This is a genomic window from Actinoplanes subtropicus (assembly GCF_000721705.1).
In the GTDB taxonomy this organism is placed as follows: Bacteria; Actinomycetota; Actinomycetes; order Mycobacteriales; family Micromonosporaceae; genus Actinoplanes; species Actinoplanes subtropicus.
The window spans coordinates 16174-32007 of sequence record NZ_JOJL01000020.1; the positions used below are offsets into that span (position 1 = coordinate 16174).

Annotated in this window: 19 protein-coding genes; 7 read left to right on the top strand and 12 right to left on the bottom strand. The window is 70.7% G+C overall.

Annotated elements, in window-relative coordinates:
- Positions 1–198 precede the first annotated feature (198 nt).
- On the top strand, positions 199–1755 hold the full coding sequence (locus tag IH26_RS0125330) for a phospholipase D family protein (RefSeq protein WP_030438729.1): 1557 nt from the start codon (positions 199–201) through the stop codon (positions 1753–1755).
- Between the two features lie 139 nt (positions 1756–1894).
- Here IH26_RS0125330 and IH26_RS0125335 read toward each other — a convergent pair whose 3' ends face one another.
- The gene (locus tag IH26_RS0125335; protein WP_034215942.1) at positions 1895–2344 is read right to left on the bottom strand and encodes a MarR family winged helix-turn-helix transcriptional regulator; all 450 of its coding nucleotides are present in this window, start codon (positions 2342–2344) and stop codon (positions 1895–1897) included.
- A 66-nt stretch (positions 2345–2410) separates the two neighbouring features.
- Between IH26_RS0125335 and IH26_RS0125340 the strand changes: the two genes are divergently transcribed.
- Positions 2411–3181 (top strand): SDR family NAD(P)-dependent oxidoreductase, encoded by a 771-nt coding sequence (locus IH26_RS0125340; RefSeq protein ID WP_245665499.1) that lies wholly within the window; start codon positions 2411–2413, stop codon positions 3179–3181.
- 99 nt (positions 3182–3280) lie between these two features.
- Positions 3281–3859, top strand: a complete 579-nt coding sequence (locus IH26_RS0125345; protein ID WP_030438732.1) for a carboxymuconolactone decarboxylase family protein — start codon at positions 3281–3283, stop codon at positions 3857–3859.
- Here IH26_RS0125345 and IH26_RS0125350 read toward each other — a convergent pair.
- From IH26_RS0125350 to IH26_RS0125370, 5 genes are read right to left on the bottom strand one after another with little or no spacing between them, the layout of a single operon-like run.
- Positions 3846–4442, bottom strand: a complete 597-nt coding sequence (locus IH26_RS0125350; RefSeq protein ID WP_030438733.1) for a dihydrofolate reductase family protein — start codon at positions 4440–4442, stop codon at positions 3846–3848. The genes IH26_RS0125345 and IH26_RS0125350 overlap by 14 nt on opposite strands.
- A 49-nt stretch (positions 4443–4491) precedes the next feature.
- On the bottom strand, positions 4492–5019 hold the full coding sequence (locus IH26_RS0125355; protein WP_030438734.1) for a DUF6817 domain-containing protein: 528 nt from the start codon (positions 5017–5019) through the stop codon (positions 4492–4494).
- The gene (locus IH26_RS0125360; protein ID WP_030438735.1) at positions 5016–6116 is read right to left on the bottom strand and encodes a protein-L-isoaspartate O-methyltransferase family protein; all 1101 of its coding nucleotides are present in this window, start codon (positions 6114–6116) and stop codon (positions 5016–5018) included. The genes IH26_RS0125355 and IH26_RS0125360 overlap by 4 nt, the downstream gene beginning before the upstream one ends.
- A gap of 59 nt (positions 6117–6175) precedes the next feature.
- Positions 6176–6604: a phosphotransferase family protein gene (locus IH26_RS53975; protein WP_030438736.1), complete on the bottom strand. Its 429-nt coding sequence runs from the start codon at positions 6602–6604 to the stop codon at positions 6176–6178.
- The gene (locus tag IH26_RS0125370; RefSeq protein WP_030438737.1) at positions 6601–6924 is read right to left on the bottom strand and encodes a TfoX/Sxy family protein; all 324 of its coding nucleotides are present in this window, start codon (positions 6922–6924) and stop codon (positions 6601–6603) included. Before IH26_RS0125370 ends, IH26_RS53975 begins: the two co-directional genes overlap by 4 nt.
- Before the next feature lie 40 nt (positions 6925–6964).
- Here IH26_RS0125370 and allB point away from each other — a divergent pair, with 40 nt between their 5' ends.
- Both allB and alc read left to right on the top strand, forming a co-directional pair.
- Positions 6965–8275 (top strand): allantoinase AllB, encoded by a 1311-nt coding sequence (gene allB / locus IH26_RS0125375; protein ID WP_030438738.1) that lies wholly within the window; start codon positions 6965–6967, stop codon positions 8273–8275.
- A 3-nt stretch (positions 8276–8278) separates the two neighbouring features.
- On the top strand, positions 8279–9274 hold the full coding sequence (gene alc / locus IH26_RS0125380; RefSeq protein ID WP_030438739.1) for an allantoicase: 996 nt from the start codon (positions 8279–8281) through the stop codon (positions 9272–9274).
- Here alc and IH26_RS0125385 read toward each other — a convergent pair.
- Together IH26_RS0125385 and IH26_RS0125390 are read right to left on the bottom strand one after the other, a co-directional pair.
- A complete protein-coding gene (locus tag IH26_RS0125385; protein WP_030438740.1) occupies positions 9244–10428 on the bottom strand; it encodes an FAD-dependent oxidoreductase in 1185 nt (394 codons plus the stop codon). The two genes, alc and IH26_RS0125385, sit on opposite strands and share 31 nt — an antisense overlap.
- Positions 10429–10595: 167 nt before the next feature.
- On the bottom strand, positions 10596–11255 hold the full coding sequence (locus tag IH26_RS0125390) for a PadR family transcriptional regulator (RefSeq protein ID WP_030438741.1): 660 nt from the start codon (positions 11253–11255) through the stop codon (positions 10596–10598).
- Positions 11256–11388: 133 nt separating this feature from the next.
- On the opposite strand from IH26_RS0125390, the gene IH26_RS0125395 reads away from it, so the two are divergent.
- Together IH26_RS0125395 and IH26_RS0125400 are read left to right on the top strand one after the other, a co-directional pair.
- Positions 11389–12099: an ALF repeat-containing protein gene (locus IH26_RS0125395; protein WP_030438742.1), complete on the top strand. Its 711-nt coding sequence runs from the start codon at positions 11389–11391 to the stop codon at positions 12097–12099.
- 78 nt (positions 12100–12177) lie between these two features.
- The gene (locus tag IH26_RS0125400) at positions 12178–12378 is read left to right on the top strand and encodes a hypothetical protein (RefSeq protein WP_157437383.1); all 201 of its coding nucleotides are present in this window, start codon (positions 12178–12180) and stop codon (positions 12376–12378) included.
- Positions 12379–12612: 234 nt separating this feature from the next.
- Here the strand turns inward: IH26_RS0125400 and IH26_RS60020 are convergent, their stop codons facing one another.
- The 4 genes from IH26_RS60020 to IH26_RS0125420 form a co-directional block, all read right to left on the bottom strand.
- A complete protein-coding gene (locus IH26_RS60020; protein ID WP_169789814.1) occupies positions 12613–13236 on the bottom strand; it encodes an RICIN domain-containing protein in 624 nt (207 codons plus the stop codon).
- A 215-nt stretch (positions 13237–13451) separates the two neighbouring features.
- Positions 13452–14264 carry an SDR family NAD(P)-dependent oxidoreductase gene (locus IH26_RS0125410; RefSeq protein ID WP_211268751.1) on the bottom strand — a complete coding sequence of 271 codons (813 nt, stop codon included), beginning with the start codon at positions 14262–14264 and terminating at the stop codon, positions 13452–13454.
- Between the two features lie 130 nt (positions 14265–14394).
- Positions 14395–14649, bottom strand: a complete 255-nt coding sequence (locus IH26_RS0125415; RefSeq protein WP_030438746.1) for a PadR family transcriptional regulator — start codon at positions 14647–14649, stop codon at positions 14395–14397.
- Positions 14650–14686: 37 nt separating this feature from the next.
- Complete coding sequence (locus IH26_RS0125420) at positions 14687–15832, bottom strand: DUF6986 family protein (protein WP_030438747.1); 1146 nt, start codon at positions 15830–15832, stop codon at positions 14687–14689.
- Positions 15833–15834: the final 2 nt, after the last annotated feature.

The following is a 15834-nucleotide window of genomic DNA, read 5'->3' on the forward strand; positions in this document are numbered from 1 at the left end:
CATGAACAGCATGCCGCCGGCCCCGAGCAGGACGATCAGCAGGACGGCGATGAGCAGGCCCTTGTCGGCGGCGGGGACGGCTACGTTCTCCACGATCGGCTCGCTGGTCATGGCTGGTCCCTCCGGGTTGTGCTGCCAGAGTGCGGGAGTCCGTCAAGGGGCTTAACGTGAGGGCGACATCGACCTCGGAAGGCTGCCTTGGACTGGTTCCTGAGCGGGCAGGAGCGCGGCAACCCGGACTCCTCCATACCCATCTGGTGCGCGGGAAACTCCGCCGAACCACTTATTCACGGAATAACGTATTTTGACCGGCTGGCGACCGAGGTGGACAGCCTCCGTGCGGGTGACCACCTGTTCTTCACCGACTGGCGCGGCGACCCCGACGAGCTGCTGCGCCCCGGCGGCCCGACGGTCGCCGCCCTGTTCGCGGCGGCCGCCCGGCGAGGGGTGATCGTCAAGGGCCTCCTCTGGCGGTCTCATCTGGACAAATTGGCCTACAGCGAGGAGGAGAACCGCAACCTCGGCGACGACGTACGGGCCGCCGGCGGCGAGGTTCTGCTCGACCAGCGCGTGCGGCGGGGCGGTTCGCACCATCAGAAGCTGGTGATCCTGCGGCATCCCGATGACCCCGCCCGGGATGTGGCCTTTGTCGGCGGGATCGACCTCTGCCACAGCCGCCGCGACGACGCGTCGCACACCGGCGACCCCCAACCCGTGCAAATGTCACGAAAGTATGGGAAAAATCCGCCGTGGCATGACGTTCAGCTCGCGGTGAAGGGTCCGGTCGTCGGCGCCCTCGACCTGACCTTCCGCGAGCGCTGGAACGATCCGGCCCCGCTCGATCAGCACGGCCCGATCGCCACCCTGGTCGACCGCCGCAAGCACGCCGACCCGAACGCCGGCCCCCTGCCGCCTCAGCCACCCGACCCACCTCCCTGTGGTCCGCTGACCATCCAGGTCCTCCGAACGTATCCGGCGATGCGCCCGCGGTATTCATTCGCCAGGGATGGGGAACGCAGCATCGCCCGCGCCTACACCAAGGCCATCCGCCTGGCCCGGCACCTGATCTACCTGGAGGATCAGTACCTGTGGTCCACGGAGGTCGCCGAACTCTTCGCCGCCGCCCTGCGCGACACCCCGAGCCTGCACGTGATCGCCGTCGTCCCGCGGCACCCCGACGTCGACGGCCGACTCGCCCTGCCACCCAACGAGATCGGCCGCGAACAGGCGCTGGCCGTCTGCCGACTGGCCGCCCCCGACCGGATGCACGTCTTCGACCTGGAGAACCACGCCGGCACGCCGACCTACGTACACGCCAAGGTCTGCGTCATCGACGACACGTGGTGCACCGTCGGCAGCGACAACTTCAACCGTCGCTCCTGGACCCACGACAGTGAGGTCTGCTGCGCCATCCTCGACGAGACCCTCGACGACCGCCCACCATCCGGCGAGGCCCGCCGCTTCGCTCGCGACCTGCGCCTCTCCCTCATGCGCGAACACCTGGACCGGCCCGACGGCGACGACGCCGACCTGCTCGACCCGATGTCAGCCGTCCGCGCCATGACCGATTCCGCCGACCGCCTACGCGCCTGGAGCGACTCCGGACGAACCGCCCCTCGCCCACCCGGCCGAGCCTTCCCGCACTCCCCCGAACACCTCCCGTGGCACCAACGCCTCTGGTCCCTGCCGGTCTACCGCCTCTTCTACGACCCCGACGGCCGCCCCTGGAAAGACCGCCACCACAAAACCTTCTAAACCCCATGCGGACGTACGAGGCCCAGCCAGGTCCCCGCCGCACCACGCGAGCTGATCGCATGGTTCAGCCTTTGCCGCGACCGCCGGGCTGAGCTGCCCACTCACCCTCTCCCGCGACGCCGAGACCCCGCGGGTCTCGTCATTCAGTTTCCGTGGCAAGGGCGAGGAGATTTCCGCGTACCTTCTCCAGCAGCTCGATCAGAATGGCTTGTTGGTCGTTCGCCATTCCGGCGGTTGCGGTCTCGGCGAGCGTACGCCAGGCTGCCTCTATCTCCGGGACGACCGCTCGGCCTTTATCGGTCAACCGAATACGGGTGGCCCGCCGATCCCCCGGCACGGGCTGCCGGACGAACCAGCCACCTTGCTCGAGGCGGCTGAGACTGCGTGTCGCCGTGGGCTGCTCCACGCCCAGCCGGGCCGCGATCTCCGAGACGGTCACGCCATCGGGCTCTTGGCCGAGCATCCACAACAGGACGTCCTGCCCGGGGTGCAAGGCGAGTCCGCTCAGCACGTCGGCTTGCGCGCTCCGGTAGAGCTTGGCCACCTTGACCAGGGCTTTGTTGGTAGCCAGGACATCCGCCAGTTCCACTCCGGCAGTGTACGGCTTGACGATCCACGATTCCACGGTACATAGTCGGCTAACCTATAGCCGACTATGGAGATCGTGATGGAAACTGGCCTTTCCGGCACCGTGGCTCTCGTCACCGGCGCCTCGGGCGCCATCGGCAAAGCCGCGGCCCTGCATCTGGCCGCCGAGGGTGCCGCCGTGGCACTGTCCTGGCGCACCAACCACGACGGCGTCACGGACGTCGTCGATGCCATAACGCGAGAAGGCGGCCGAGCCTGCGCCGTCCGGCTCGATCACCGGGACCCGGCCACCGCACCGAGCGTCATCGAGGAAATCACCGAACGCCTTGGCGCGGTCACGGTCCTTGTCGCCAACGCCGTGCAGTGGCCATCGTTCGACGATGCCGAGATCAGCGGCCTCACGACCTCGCTGGCCGTGAACACCGTGGGTCCGCTGGCCTTGATCGATGCGGCTCTGCCCGGCATGCGCGCCGCCGGCTGGGGGCGCATCGTCGCCGTGTCGACGGACATCGTCGAGCAACCCATGGCGGGACCGCTCGCCTACGCCACGGCGAAAGGTGCACTCGAAACGGCCGCACGGGTGCTCGCCGTCCGGGAAGCCCGCCACGGCATCCTGACCAACGTCGTCCGCCCCGGCTTCACCCTCACCGACAAGGCTTTGAACGCCCCCTTCCTCGGGCCGAAAGCGGTCGCGGCCGAATCCGAGAAAACCCCCACCGGCCGCATCTGCACGCCCGAAGACGTCGCGTCCGCGATCACCTATCTGGCCTCGGCGGCAAACGGTCACATCAACGGACAGACACTGTCGCTGGCGGGCGGCCGCGAACTCGTCCGATAACCCGGCGGGCACCATGCCGCCGCCGACTCCGAAGATGCCGCTAGCGCTTCTGATATAGAAGCGCTAGCGTCATCCGGAGTGGGCGTTGAGGGAGGCGTCATGGCACGGATAACTCCACTGGAACCACCCTTCGCGGCGGATGTGGCGGCCCAGCTCGCCGCGATGATGCCGCCCGGGCAGCCACCGATCGGCCTGTTCCGCACCTTCGCCAGGAACCTGCCGATGGCGGAGGCGATGACCCACTGGGGCCGCTACGAGCTCGGTCGCCGCTTGTCCCTGACGCTGCGCGAGCGGGAGATCGTCATCCTGCGCACGTGTGCTCGCTGTGGCTGCGAGTACGAGTGGGGTGTGCACGTGATGGTCTTCGCCGATCGCGCCGGGCTGGACCGGTCCGAGATCGGCTCGCTCACCCACGGGTCAGCCGGCGACGATTGCTGGACCGCACCGCGCGACCGGGCGCTGATCCGGGTCGCCGACGCGTTGCACGACGCGGGCGACGTCGACGACCAGCTGTGGCGGTCCGCTCGCGAGGTGCTGGACGAGCCGCAGCTGCTCGACACCTTGCTGCTGTGCGGGTGGTACCACGCGATCAGCTTCGCCGCCCGGGCGGCCCGGGTCGACCTGGAGCCCGGTGCTCCCCGCTTCGCCGGGTCCGCCCAGCGGGTCACCGGCGGTTGACGGTGTAGTGCAGGTGCAGCACGCGGTCCCCCTGAACGATCATGTCCGGGTCGTCGAGGAGGACGGTGCCGGTGTGGCTGCCGAAGAACCGTATCCCCTCGCCCATGACCACCGGGACGACGTCCATCGCTACCTCGTCGACGAGGCCCGCCGAGAATGCCTGGCCGCCGACGTCGCCGGCGGTCACGCAGACCAGGCCGTCGCCGGCGAGGTCCTTGGCGACGGCGATGCCGGCCTCGACCGAGTCGGCGGTACGGAACGGTGCGCCGGGAAATCTGGCGAGCCATTCCTCGGGCAGCGGCCGATGGGTGACGACGACGAGCTCGTCGCCGGCGGCGGGTACGCCGGCCCAGCCGTCGGTGGTGTCGAACAGGTGGCGGCCGATCACGGTGACCTTGATGGCGTCCCAGAAGGGCTTCACGTATTCGGCCGAGGCGCGGCTGACGTTGAACGCCCACTTGTCGTTGGCTTGGATCGTGCGGTCCCCGTTGCCGTACCAGTCGAACAGCGGTCCGACCGAGTCATCGGGATAGGCGATGTAGCCGTCCACCGATACGACCGCCTGCATGACAACTCTGGCCATCTTCGCTCGCTCCCTGCCTCGTCGAAACGCTGAGCTGCCCGCTCACCCTTCAGATACCGAGCACTCGGCGGGCGTCGGCCATCACCGCGGGCGAGGTGATGGGCTCCCAGGCCGGGAAGACCGAGCGGAAGTAGTCGCCGGCCTTTGCCGCGATCTCCGGGGACCGTTCGTAGACGTCCAGCTCGTTGACGATGCTCAGGTCGGCGAAGGCGCGCAGGTCGGCCGGGGTCGGCGCGGCGCTGTTGCCGGTGAAGCGGCTCCAGATCAGGCCGGTCGACGGCAGCGCCCGCCAGGTGCGTCCCCGGTCGCAGCCGCCGTAGCGGTAGACCAGCTCCTCCGCCTCCGCCCCGATCAGGTCGCGGAGGGCGGCCCGCTCGACGACGTCGAGCAGCACCACGGGGAAGCCGTCCGTCCCGTACGCCGCGTGGGTCAGGGCGGCCAGGCGCTCCGCCTCGGGCGCGCCGTGAGCCGAGAGCCGGTCGGCGACCCGGCCGAGGTGTTCGTAGAGCGAACCGCCCGCGTGCGGGATCGCCTCGGCGCCGCGCGCTCGCAGCCACTCCAGCACGGCCTCGGTCATTCGCCGGCCTCCCAGGCGTCGGGGACCCAGATCGGCGACGCCGGATCGCCGGCGCGGGAGAACTCCACCCGCCACGCGCGCATCGGGGGGCCGCCCAGCGTCGTCCAGCGGTCCAGGATGTCGACGGCCAAGGCGGCGAAGGTCGCCGCCTCCGGGCCGCCGGCCAGCACGCTGCCGTCGGGGAGAACGACGGCGCCGCCGGTGCCCGCGGTGTCGACCAGGGCCAGGCGGAGGTGGTCCTTGCCGGGGACCATCGCGAGGGTGGCGCGCCGGCTCAGGACGCCGGCCGCGTACCAGAGACCGCGGTAGGCGACGTCGTCCAGCGGCGGGTCGAAGCGGGGCGGCGCGGCCTCGGCCATCTCGGCGAGGGCGCCGGCCGCCACCGGGGGCGGGAAGGCGCCCGGGTGGTCGGCGTTGAGCGGGCCGGCCGCGCGCATGAAGCCGGCCGGGCAGATCGGCACGCCGGTGACCGGGCCCTCGGGCGGGCCGCTCACCCGCAGGACCGGGTCGGTGCCGGCGTGCGCCACGGGGGCCAGCACGAAGCCGCCCGGATCGAGCTGGGCCAGCCAGTGCGGGGAGACGCCGGCGATCCCGACCGTGACGATGACCCGGTCGAAGCGCGAACCCGGGGCGCCGAGATAGCCGTCGGCGTGCTCCACCCGTACGCCCGCAATGCCCGCGCGAGCCAACGCCGAGCGTGCCCGGACCGCCACGTCCTCCTGCACGTCGATGCTGGTGATCGTCGCCCCGAGCGAAGCGAGCAGGGCGGCGTTGTAGCCGGTGCCCGCGCCGATCTCGAGCACCCGCAGGCCGGGGGTCACGCGCAGGGCCAGGATCATGATGGCCATCAGCGACGGCTGGCTGGACGAGCTGATCGGCACCCGGCCGTCCATCTTGGTGACCAGCACGTCGTTGCTGTAGACGGTGCCCAGGAAATCCGGGTCGGCGGGGCGCACCCAGCTGCCGTCGCGGCGCTGGAAGCCGTCGGGGACGAACGCCTCGCGGGGCACGCTCGCGAACGCCTCGGCCAGTTCCGGCGGTAGGTCGACGCCGTCCTGCCGGATCTGGTCGAGGTAGTCCCCGCGTGGACCGGTCATCCCTTCACGATAGAGGCGCGGACCGCCGCGGACAGGCAGGCGGGGACATCGTCACGGTGCTAGGGCCATTCGGCGGGCTCGATGGCGTCGAGGAAACCGGCGTAGACGACGGCCAACCGCAGGGCGGCGATCGGCCGCATCAGCTGGGCGGCACGCAAGGGCTCGCTGCCGGATCGCTCCCGCCGCCAGCGGTACGCCCATCCCTCGAGCACCGGTTCGGGCGCGGCGAGGCCCTCGGTGAGCCGGAGGATGTCGACGGCGGGGTGGCCGATCACGCAGTCACCCCAGTCCATGATGGTCAGCCGGCCGGCGTCGTCGGTGCGGGCGTTGCCCGGGTGCAGGTCGCCGTGCACGAGCGTGTCCGGGAGCCCGCACTCGCCGATCGCCTCGAGCCGCTCCGGAAGCTCATCGCTCAGCCGCTCGAGCCCGTCGGTCGTGGCGAAGAAGTCCCCGGTGACGAGCACCAGGGTCACGCTCCGGCCGGTCACTTCTTCTTCGGCGGCAGCGTCGCGACGTGCGCCCGGGCCAGCGCGACCCACTCGTCCAGCACCGGGTCGTCCAGCACCTCCCCCGCCACCAGGATCCAGCCCGGCATGCTCCGGCCGCCCACCTCGAACGGCCGCACGCCCGGGCGCCCGGCCACCGACGCCGGGTCGATGCGGACGATCAGCTCGTCCGCGTGCACGCCGACCGTCATGTTGCCGTTCGTCAGGAAGGCCAGACCGCCGAACATCTTCTTCGCGGTCACGGCCGGATCGTCCGCGAACCGCTCGCGCAGCCGCTCCGCCAACGCCTCGTCATAGGCCATGCCGCACATTGTCACCCGCGCCGCCGCTAGTGTCGGGGCCATGGTTGATCTCGTCTTGCGGTCCCGGCGTGTGCTGACCGAAGGCGGCGAGCGCCCGGGTGCCGTGGCGATCGCCGAGGGGAAGGTCGTCGCGGTGACCGGCTACGACGAACCGGTCGAGGCCGCCGACGATCAGGATCTCGGCGACACCGCCCTGCTGCCGGGCCTCGTCGACACCCACGTGCATGTGAACGAGCCCGGGCGTACGGAATGGGAAGGCTTTGCCACCGCCACCCGGGCCGCCGCGGCCGGTGGCGTCACCACCATCATCGACATGCCGCTGAACAGCCTGCCGCCGACGGTCGACGTCGACGCGCTGCGGGTCAAGCGCAAGGCGGCGACCGGGCAGATCCACGTCGACGTCGGCTTCTGGGGCGGCGCGATCCCCGGTAATGCCGACAAACTGGCCGCCCTGCACGACGCGGGCGTCTTCGGCTTCAAGGCATTCCTGGCCGACTCGGGCGTCCCCGAGTTCCCGCCGGTCTCCCCCGCCGAGCTGGGCACCGCGCTCCGGGCGGTCGACGCGCTGTTCGTCGTGCACGCCGAGGATCCCGGTCACCTGGTTTCGCAAGGTGCCTCGGCCGCCTACGCCGACTTTCTCGCCTCCCGGCCGGCCGAGGCGGAGCAGGCCGCGATCGCGACCGCCATCGACGCCGCCCGGGCGACCGGCCGGCGGGTGCACATCCTGCATCTCTCGGCCGCGGGCGCGCTTCCGCTGATCGCGGCGGCAAAGGCCGATGGGGTACGCGTGACGGCCGAGACGTGTCCGCACTACCTGACGCTCGACGCCGGCCACATCCCGGACGGCGCGACCGAGTTCAAGTGCTGCCCGCCGATCCGGGACGCGGCCAACGCCGACGCGCTGTGGCGGGCGCTCGCCGACGGCCTGATCACCTGCGTGGTGAGCGATCACTCGCCGTGCACGCCCGAGCTGAAGCGGCGGGACACCGGCGACTTCGCGGCGGCCTGGGGCGGGATCGCGTCGGTGCAGCTCGGGCTGCCGGTGATCTGGACCGCCGCCCGGGAGCGCGGCCACCGGCTGGCCGACGTGGTGGAGTGGATGGCGCGCCGGCCCGCCGATCTCGTGGGGCTGGCCGGGAAGGGGCGGATCGCGCCGGGGGCCGACGCCGACCTGGTGGCCTTCGACCCCGAGGCGAGCTTCACCGTCGATCCGCGGCGGCTGCATCATCGCCATGCGGTCACCCCGTACGCGGGGAAGGTGTTGCACGGCGTGGTCCGCGCGACCTGGTTGCGCGGACGCAGCGTGACCACCGACGAGGCCGGCGGCCGTTTTCTGACCCGGGAGGGATAGCCGATGGAGGAGTTCAGCAACCGGCCCGACCTGGCGTCGCGGGCGCTCGGCGGCGGGGTGGTCTACGCCAACGACGAGTTCTTCGCGGCGGCGGATCACCTGGTCCTGCCGCACGCGCCGACGTTCACGCCGCGCACCTTCGACCAGAAGGGCCAGGTCTACGACGGCTGGGAGACCCGGCGGCGGCGCGCGCCGGGCGAGGACGTGGCGATCGTCCGGCTCGGCGCGCCCGGCGTGATCCACGGCGTCGACGTCGACACGGCGTTCTTCGTCGGCAACTACCCTACGCACGCGTCGATCGACGCACTGGCCACGGACGGTCACCCCGCCGGCGCGGATCTCCGGGACGCCGATTGGGTGCCCCTCGTGCCGAAATCCCCCTTGCAAGGCGACACCCGGAATCTGTTTCCGGTCACCGACCGGCGCCGATTCACGCACGTGCGGCTGACCATCTATCCGGACGGCGGGGTGGCCCGGCTGCGGGTGCACGGCGACGTCGTTCCCGATCCGGGGCTGCTGCCCGAGGTGGTCGATGTGGCGGCACTGGCGAATGGCGGGCGGGTCACCGGGTGCAGCAACATGTTCTTCGGCCGGCCGCACAACCTGCTGATGCCGGGGCTCGCGCAGCACATGGGCGACGGCTGGGAGACGGCCCGCCGCCGCACCGACGGCAATGACTGGGTGGAGATCGCGCTGGCCGCCCCGTCGACGATCCAATTCCTCGACCTGGACACCAGCCATTTCAAGGGCAACTCCCCCGGCGCGGCCTCGGTGCGCGGCGCCCTCGGCAGCGAGGACTGGTTCGATCTGCTGCCGAGGACGCCGCTCAACCCGGATACGCCGCACCGCTTCCCGGCCATCCAGGGAAGAGTCGACCGGCTGCGGCTCGACATCCATCCCGACGGCGGCATGGCCCGGTTCCGGGCGATCGGCCGCCCCGACCGCCCGGCCCTGGAAGAGGCCTTCGCTCAGGCGGTCGCGGGCCAATCGATGCGGTAACGCTGCTCCGGTCCGAAGGTTTTCTCCGGCTTCATCGCCAGCTCCAGGAAAATGGGCATGATGGCCGACATCAATGCCCTGGCGACCGGGCCGGGCGTCTTGGCGTGGTTGATTTTCGCGGCCCGGGCGGCGATTCGTTCCACCCGGCCGCGGCGGGTTCGCTCGTAGGTCGCGAACGCCTCGGGCACCTCCCGGTCGCGCAGGCAGCGGGCGAGTTCGATCGCGCTCTCGATCGCCAGCGACGCGCCCTGCCCGGAACTGTTGGACGGGGCGTGCACCGCGTCGCCGACCAGCACGAGCCGGCCGCGGTACCAGTGCGGGACCGGGGGCATGATGTAGAGCGCGCCGCTGACCTGCAGCTTCTCCGGGGGCAGGTGACGGAGCAGGTCACCGCCGGGGGCGTCCTCGCCGTACACCCCGAGCAAGGTCGCCATCCACTCGCGCACGGGAACCGCCCGGGCTTCCTTGATCGTCAGCGGCCGCGGATGCGGCACGTTCACGCCGAAGGTGGTGCCGCCGCCGACGGCCGGCCAGTAAATGTAGTAGCCGCGCTTGCCGAACGCGAAGGTCATCGTGCCCGGCTCCTCCGGCACCTCGAAGGCGGAGACGCCCTCGAAGGCGAGCATGCCGGTGTAGCTCGGGCCGGGCGCGTCCGGATCGATCAGCCGGCGGACGGTCGACTGCACCCCGTCCGCGCCGACCAGCACGTCGGCCGTCGCGGTCGAGCCGTCGGCGAAGACGGCCGTGACCCGGTCGCCCTCCTCGCGCGCCTCGGTCAGCCGGCGGCCGTGCTCGATCGTGATGCCCTCGGCCGTCGCGCGGTCGTGCAGGATCCGGTAGAGGTCAGCGCGCCGCACCACCTGGTACGGCTCCACCCCGGCCAGCGCCGGCATCGGGACGCGCTTGCCGCCGATCGCCATGACCTGGCGATGCGCCGGCTCGGCGACCGCCCGGACGGCCTCGGCCGCCCCGACGATCTCCAGAGCCGCCATCCCGTTCGGCGCGAGCGCGATGGTGCCGCCCAGCCCGTCGGCGGTGCTCGGATAGCTCTCGTAGACGGTCGCCTTCAGTCCGGCCTTGCGTAGGGCCAGCGCCGCCACCGGCCCGGCGATGCCGCCGCCGATGATCGCGACCTGTTCCGCTCGCTTACTCATGGCTCTTCTCCCTCTGCCGCGATTTGTCCGCTTCTGCGGGTTTTTCGCCATGGGAGGTCGGCCCGGTATCCTGTGGTTGCCGCCTTCGGCCCGGGTCGTGGTTCCCATGACTTGTGGTTCGAGGCCCGGTCCCGGCGGTCTGTTGCAGCAGCCCGCCGGGACCGTTCTTACTTCTTGTCGCCGTACGTTTCGACGCTCTCCTCCGCGAGCTCCACCATCTCGGCGGGCACCTCCCCGGTCTCGTGGTGATGGCGCCACCCGTCCAGCCCCGGCAGCGTCCCGCCGTCGATCTCCTCGATCAGCGACCCCATCCAGGCCCGCTCGGCCTCGAGCATGGCCAGGTCGTACTCCAGCTCGATCAGGAACAGCCGGGGCACCCGCGGCGCGTGCAACTCATGCGCCGCCTGGGCCTCGGCGATCTCCCGCTCGACGGCCGCCAGGCGCTGTCGCAGCAGCGTCACCACCTCGTCGGGCCCGAGCACCGCCATCACCGAAAGGCCGGCGCGAAACCTCGGATACTCCGGCTCGGCCTCGGAGAGCAGCTCCCTCGCCCAGTCGACGAGCTCGGCCCGGCCCTCGTCGGTGATCCGGTAGACGGTCCGCTCCGGGCGGCGCCCCTCGCGGCTGCTCTCCACCTCGGCGATCAGGTCGTGCTTGGCCAGGTTTCGGACGACCGTGTAGAGCGAGCCCCACTTGATCTCGAAGTCCCGGTCCTTGCCCCAGCCGCGCAGGGTGCCGGCCATCTCGTACGGGTGCATCGGACGGAACACGATCGCGGAGAGGATCGCCAGCCCCATCAGATTCCCCACCCGGCGCCGCTTGGCCATCGACCCATCCTCCCTGGCGTATTACTCGTTGCCGAGTATACGCACACGAGTATCGCCGCCGGCAACCCCGACTTGCTTCTCCGCCCGCCGTCGGTAGCATCTCCATGTTTTCGTCAACGGGGAGGAAGTCCACATGCGAGCGAAGTTGCCGCCCGGTGTCCTGATAGCGCTGGCCCTTCTGGTTCCGGCGGTATTTCTGATTCCGGCGGCGCCGGCGATGGCCCAAACCGGACCGCCGGGGCTCAACGAGTCGTGCCAACCGGTCGAGCGCAAGGTGTACAAGGACATCCGCGAGTTGATGACCATCGACCTGGACACCGCCACCGATGTGCAGGTGCGGATGGAGGCCGACCGGATCCTCTACGTGGCGAACCAGGAGTCGTTGCCCGTCTTGCCGGGCACACTTCAGGGGAAGCTGGACGGCACCCCGGACGACCTTCGGGCATTCCTCAAGACGGGCCTGCTGGGCGCGTGGACGACAGATCTGCGGGTCACGGTGGTCCGCACGTTGACGGGCGCCGGCCCCCACGTGAAGGCGGCCGCGCAGAAGGCGCTCGACAATGGAGGCATCGACGCCTTCCTGGCCTTCCTGAACGACGGCCTGTACGCCGCGCGTGCGCTCGACTGCGCGTCCCAGCCGCCGGCGACACCGAGCGCCACGACGCCCGCCGCGGCGATCCCCAGTTCCGCCACGAGCCGGGGCACTTCCGGTGGTCAGGGTGGCGGGCTGCCGGTGACCGGTGCCGACACCGGGACCGTGGCCGGCATCGGCGGCGTGCTCCTGCTCATCGGCGGCGCCGGCTACCTGGTCGGACGCCGCCGCCGTTCCCGGTTCGTGGCATAGCCGACTCGCCGCGCCCGGCTCGACACGCCGCCGAACCGGGCGCGGCGATCCACGGCCACGAGTGGAACCGCGTAGAACTTGGCGGACATCGTCATGGCCGCGACCAAAGCGCAGGGCCGGTGGCCCGAGATGACGGCAACCGAGGAAGCCGACCGGCGGGACGAGTTCGCCGGCTGGAGCCGCCGCATCGTCGAGGAAGCCGATCCCGGCGACTGGGCTGCGTACTTGTCGGCGACGACGGTGCGGAACATCAGCTGCGCTGGATCGCCGAAAATGTGACCGACCAACCCGCCGAGTAACCTGCCGCCGGCGACAGGTGGCCGCGTCGCGCTCGCAGATCCAGGAGCGTAACCGTCAGCGGCGAACTGAAACCTTCATCCTCCCGCCGGCCCCAACTTCCACGGCCGCCGAGAATGCCGGTTCCGTGCTCACGCCGTACGACCTGGGGGTGTTGGCTTCGATGTTTTGCAAACGCCCCCAGGGTTGCGGAAGGGCCACTGTCAAGGACCGCGATCAGCAGTTGTACGGGAACGTGGGACCGGAGGTGTGCCAACGGCTGGCCCCCGACTGGGAGAGGATCACGATATTGTGGGAGCCTTTGTCCTTCAGTCCGAGGTCCGCGTTGTATCTGACGATGTAGCCGTTGCCGGCCCAGCACCAGCGCTGGTCGGTGCTGCCGTTGCAGCCCCACACCCAGACCTTTGTGGCCTCGACGTTCGGGCCTCCGTCCAGGCATTTCCCGGCGGGACTGAGCGCGTGGATGAAGTAGCCGCCGTTCCTCTCGGTAGCTTTTTCCACGCACCAGATCTGATTGGTGCTGCCGGAACTGGTCGGCCACGTGTGTACGTACCCGGGCGGCTTGCTCTGCCCCGACTGTCCGTAGGTGTCCAGGTAGTTGTTGATGTCGCTGTGGATGGTCCCGGCGTACACCTGATGGGGGCATAGTGAAGCGGCGATCCCTGCCGCGTGCGACGTCGGCACAGCGACAGAGGTGGAGCCCGATTGGTCTGCACCGGACCGCGGCCGGGCCGGGCTGGCAGATGCACTGCCGGCGGTCATCACCAAGGTCGCGATGATCGTGATCAGCGCGATCGCGGCACCGATCCAGCGGGACGCGACACCGTTTCTTTGTTTCACGTTTCGTCGCCTTTCGTCGGCGCCGGACCGCGGTCGGAGCTGGGCCGATATCGGCGTAGCGGCCGGCAGTTTCGAAGGATTTCGCCCAGTGAGCGTGGCGCGCATGGTGCCTTCATCTCACCTACGAGTCCCGCGGCGTGCCAGGCAATCTGATCGGCAAACCACCGGCATTCTTTCCGGCACTTTGGAGGACCGGCCGGGATCGAGCGCAGGGATCAGTCCAGCGCTGTGTCTCGGCTGACGGCCTCCCAGCGGCCGAGTTCGTCGGCCAGGGACGCGATGCGGGCTTGGACGCCGTCGACGGCGTCGTCGCCGAGGACCAGGCGCAGCGGTGGCGCCGGCGCGTCGAGCGCGGTCAGGATGGCGCGGGCCGCTTTCGCCGGGTCGCCCGGCTGGCTGCCGCCGCCGGTACGCACGTACTCGCGGGTGGGGCCGACCGTGGCGTGGTATTCCGGCAGCGGTTCGGAAAGATGCGCGGCGTCGCGATCGAACAGGCCGGTCCGGAAGGCGCCGGGTTCGACGATGAGGAACCGCACGCCGAAGTCGACCTCCTGCGCGAGGGTCTCGGTCAGTCCTTCCAAGGCGAACTTCGTGGCGCAGTACGCGCCGAACCCGGGCGCGGTCACCTGGCCGCCCACGCTCGACATCTGCACCACGGCGCCGCCGCCGCGCCGGCGCATATGCGGCAACACGGCCCGGGTCAGCGCGGCCGGCCCGAAGAAATGCAGCTCGAACAGATCGCGTAGCTCCCGGTCGGTGGTCTCCTCCAACGCACCCACTTGAGTACGCCCGGCGTTGTTGACCAGCACGTCGACACGTCCCCAGCGGTTCCATACGGCGTCTACCACCTCGGCGGCGCGGTGCGTGTCGGTGACGTCGAACTCCAACGCCTCCGCCCGGGCCGGATAAGCCGCCACCAGCTCCTTCAACCGGTGTGGATGGCGCGCCGCCCCGATGACCGTGTCCCCGACGCCCAGCGCGGCGTCCGCCAACGCCCGGCCGAAACCAGACGTCGCACCCGTGATCAACCAAACTCGTCCAGAATCCCCGTTGCCCATGCCGACATTCTGGTACGGATGCCGCTCAACGGCAGCGCCGCCGGTCGAGGTCGCAGGCGACGCCGAGAATTCGAGGTAGTACCGCAGTCGCGGCACGCGCTCACGCGAGACGCGCGTCCTCGGCCGTGACCCGACGCGCGATCGCGTCGTGCGTCCGGGTTCGCGGTCGTGCGGTTGGAGGGCCGGCGCACGTACGGTCGCGAACGAGCTGGGCGAGGATGCGGTACACGCGCCCGAACCGCAGGGGTTTGGCGCCGCCGAACCGGCGGTCGTAGGCGAGCTTCAGGTCATAGCCGTGCCGGGCCGAATCCTCCAACAGCCCGAGCAGGACGTACGAGGTCGTCGCGCCCGGCACTACACCCAGTGGGTCTACCCACTGGGTGTAGTGCTCTTTATCGCGCCAGGACGAGCAGGTCGGAGCGGGGCAGCCCGGCGTCGGTGAGGGCGCCGCAGTCCAGGCCGCGGAGCAGGTAGCCGGCCAGGGCGCGGGCGGTGGCCGGCTCGTCGGCAATGCCGGACTCCTGGCGGGCCAGGTAGCGGTGCAGGCGCTCGACGGCGGCGTCGCGGCCGTCGCGGAAGAAGGCGTACGTCGCGGCGTAGCGGGTCGGCAGTTGCGCCGGGTGCAGGTCCCAGCCCTGGTAGAAGCCGCGTTCGAGGGAGCGACGCACCAGGCGGTAGTGGAGTTGCCACGCGGCGCGGATCTCGGCGGGGGTGCCGACCGGGAGGACGTTGGTGGAGCCGTCGGAGAGGTGGACCCCGGTCTGCGCGGCGGCGGCCTGCATGACGGCCTTCGCGTAGTCGGCCACCGGGTGGTCGAGGGCCTGATAGGCAGCGGCCACGCCGGCGGCGGCGCTGTAGTCGTACGTTCCGTAGTGGAGGCCGGTGCAGCGGCCGTCGGCGGCGGTGATCAGGCGGGCGACGGTGGCGCCCCCGTCGGCGCCCAGGACGGCGGCGGGCAGTTCGATCTGGATCTCGAAGCTCAGGCGCCCGGCGGGCAGGCCGTAGGACCGTTCCAGTTTCTCGCAGAGGGTGACCATCGCGGCGACCTGATCGACGCCGCTCACCTTGGGTAGCGTGATGGCGAACGCGTCCTGATAGGACGAGAGGAACAGGTCGAGCGTACGCAGGGCGCGCCGCCGGGTCGCCGCCTCGAGCGATTTGATCCGGATGCCGACGAAGGGCGGCAGCGGGCCCTCGGCCTCGGCCAGGATCTTGGCGACCCGCCGGACCGCCTCATCCTCCTGGTCGTCGGGGCGGACGCCGTAGCCGTCCTCGAAGTCGACACGGAGATCCTCGATCGGCTCGCGCGCCAGCTTGGCGCGTACCTCCGCCTCGGCCTCCGGCCAGGGAAAGTCGGTCATCGAGGCGAGCGCGGCGTCGCCCCACGAGCGGAAGCCGCCCAGCTTGTCGGCGGGGATGTACACCGTGTGCACGGGCTGGCGGCCCACCGGCGTTCCCGGGTAACGGGAGCGCAGGAACGCATCGTGTGCCGCCAGCCGGACGTCGAACTCCGCGTAGTCGTCCTCGGTCAGCCGCATCT

Coding starts and splice junctions, on each gene's coding strand:
- IH26_RS0125340 (WP_245665499.1), top strand. CDS start 2,411: ATGGAGATCGTGATGGAAACTGGCCTTTCCGGCACCGTGGCTCTCGTC.
- IH26_RS0125345 (WP_030438732.1), top strand. CDS start 3,281: ATGGCACGGATAACTCCACTGGAACCACCCTTCGCGGCGGATGTGGCG.
- IH26_RS0125350 (WP_030438733.1), bottom strand. CDS start 4,442: ATGGCCAGAGTTGTCATGCAGGCGGTCGTATCGGTGGACGGCTACATC.
- IH26_RS0125355 (WP_030438734.1), bottom strand. CDS start 5,019: ATGACCGAGGCCGTGCTGGAGTGGCTGCGAGCGCGCGGCGCCGAGGCG.
- IH26_RS0125360 (WP_030438735.1), bottom strand. CDS start 6,116: ATGACCGGTCCACGCGGGGACTACCTCGACCAGATCCGGCAGGACGGC.
- IH26_RS0125370 (WP_030438737.1), bottom strand. CDS start 6,924: ATGGCCTATGACGAGGCGTTGGCGGAGCGGCTGCGCGAGCGGTTCGCG.
- allB (WP_030438738.1), top strand. CDS start 6,965: ATGGTTGATCTCGTCTTGCGGTCCCGGCGTGTGCTGACCGAAGGCGGC.
- alc (WP_030438739.1), top strand. CDS start 8,279: ATGGAGGAGTTCAGCAACCGGCCCGACCTGGCGTCGCGGGCGCTCGGC.
- IH26_RS0125385 (WP_030438740.1), bottom strand. CDS start 10,428: ATGAGTAAGCGAGCGGAACAGGTCGCGATCATCGGCGGCGGCATCGCC.
- IH26_RS0125390 (WP_030438741.1), bottom strand. CDS start 11,255: ATGGCCAAGCGGCGCCGGGTGGGGAATCTGATGGGGCTGGCGATCCTC.
- IH26_RS0125395 (WP_030438742.1), top strand. CDS start 11,389: ATGCGAGCGAAGTTGCCGCCCGGTGTCCTGATAGCGCTGGCCCTTCTG.
- IH26_RS0125420 (WP_030438747.1), bottom strand. CDS start 15,832: ATGCGGCTGACCGAGGACGACTACGCGGAGTTCGACGTCCGGCTGGCG.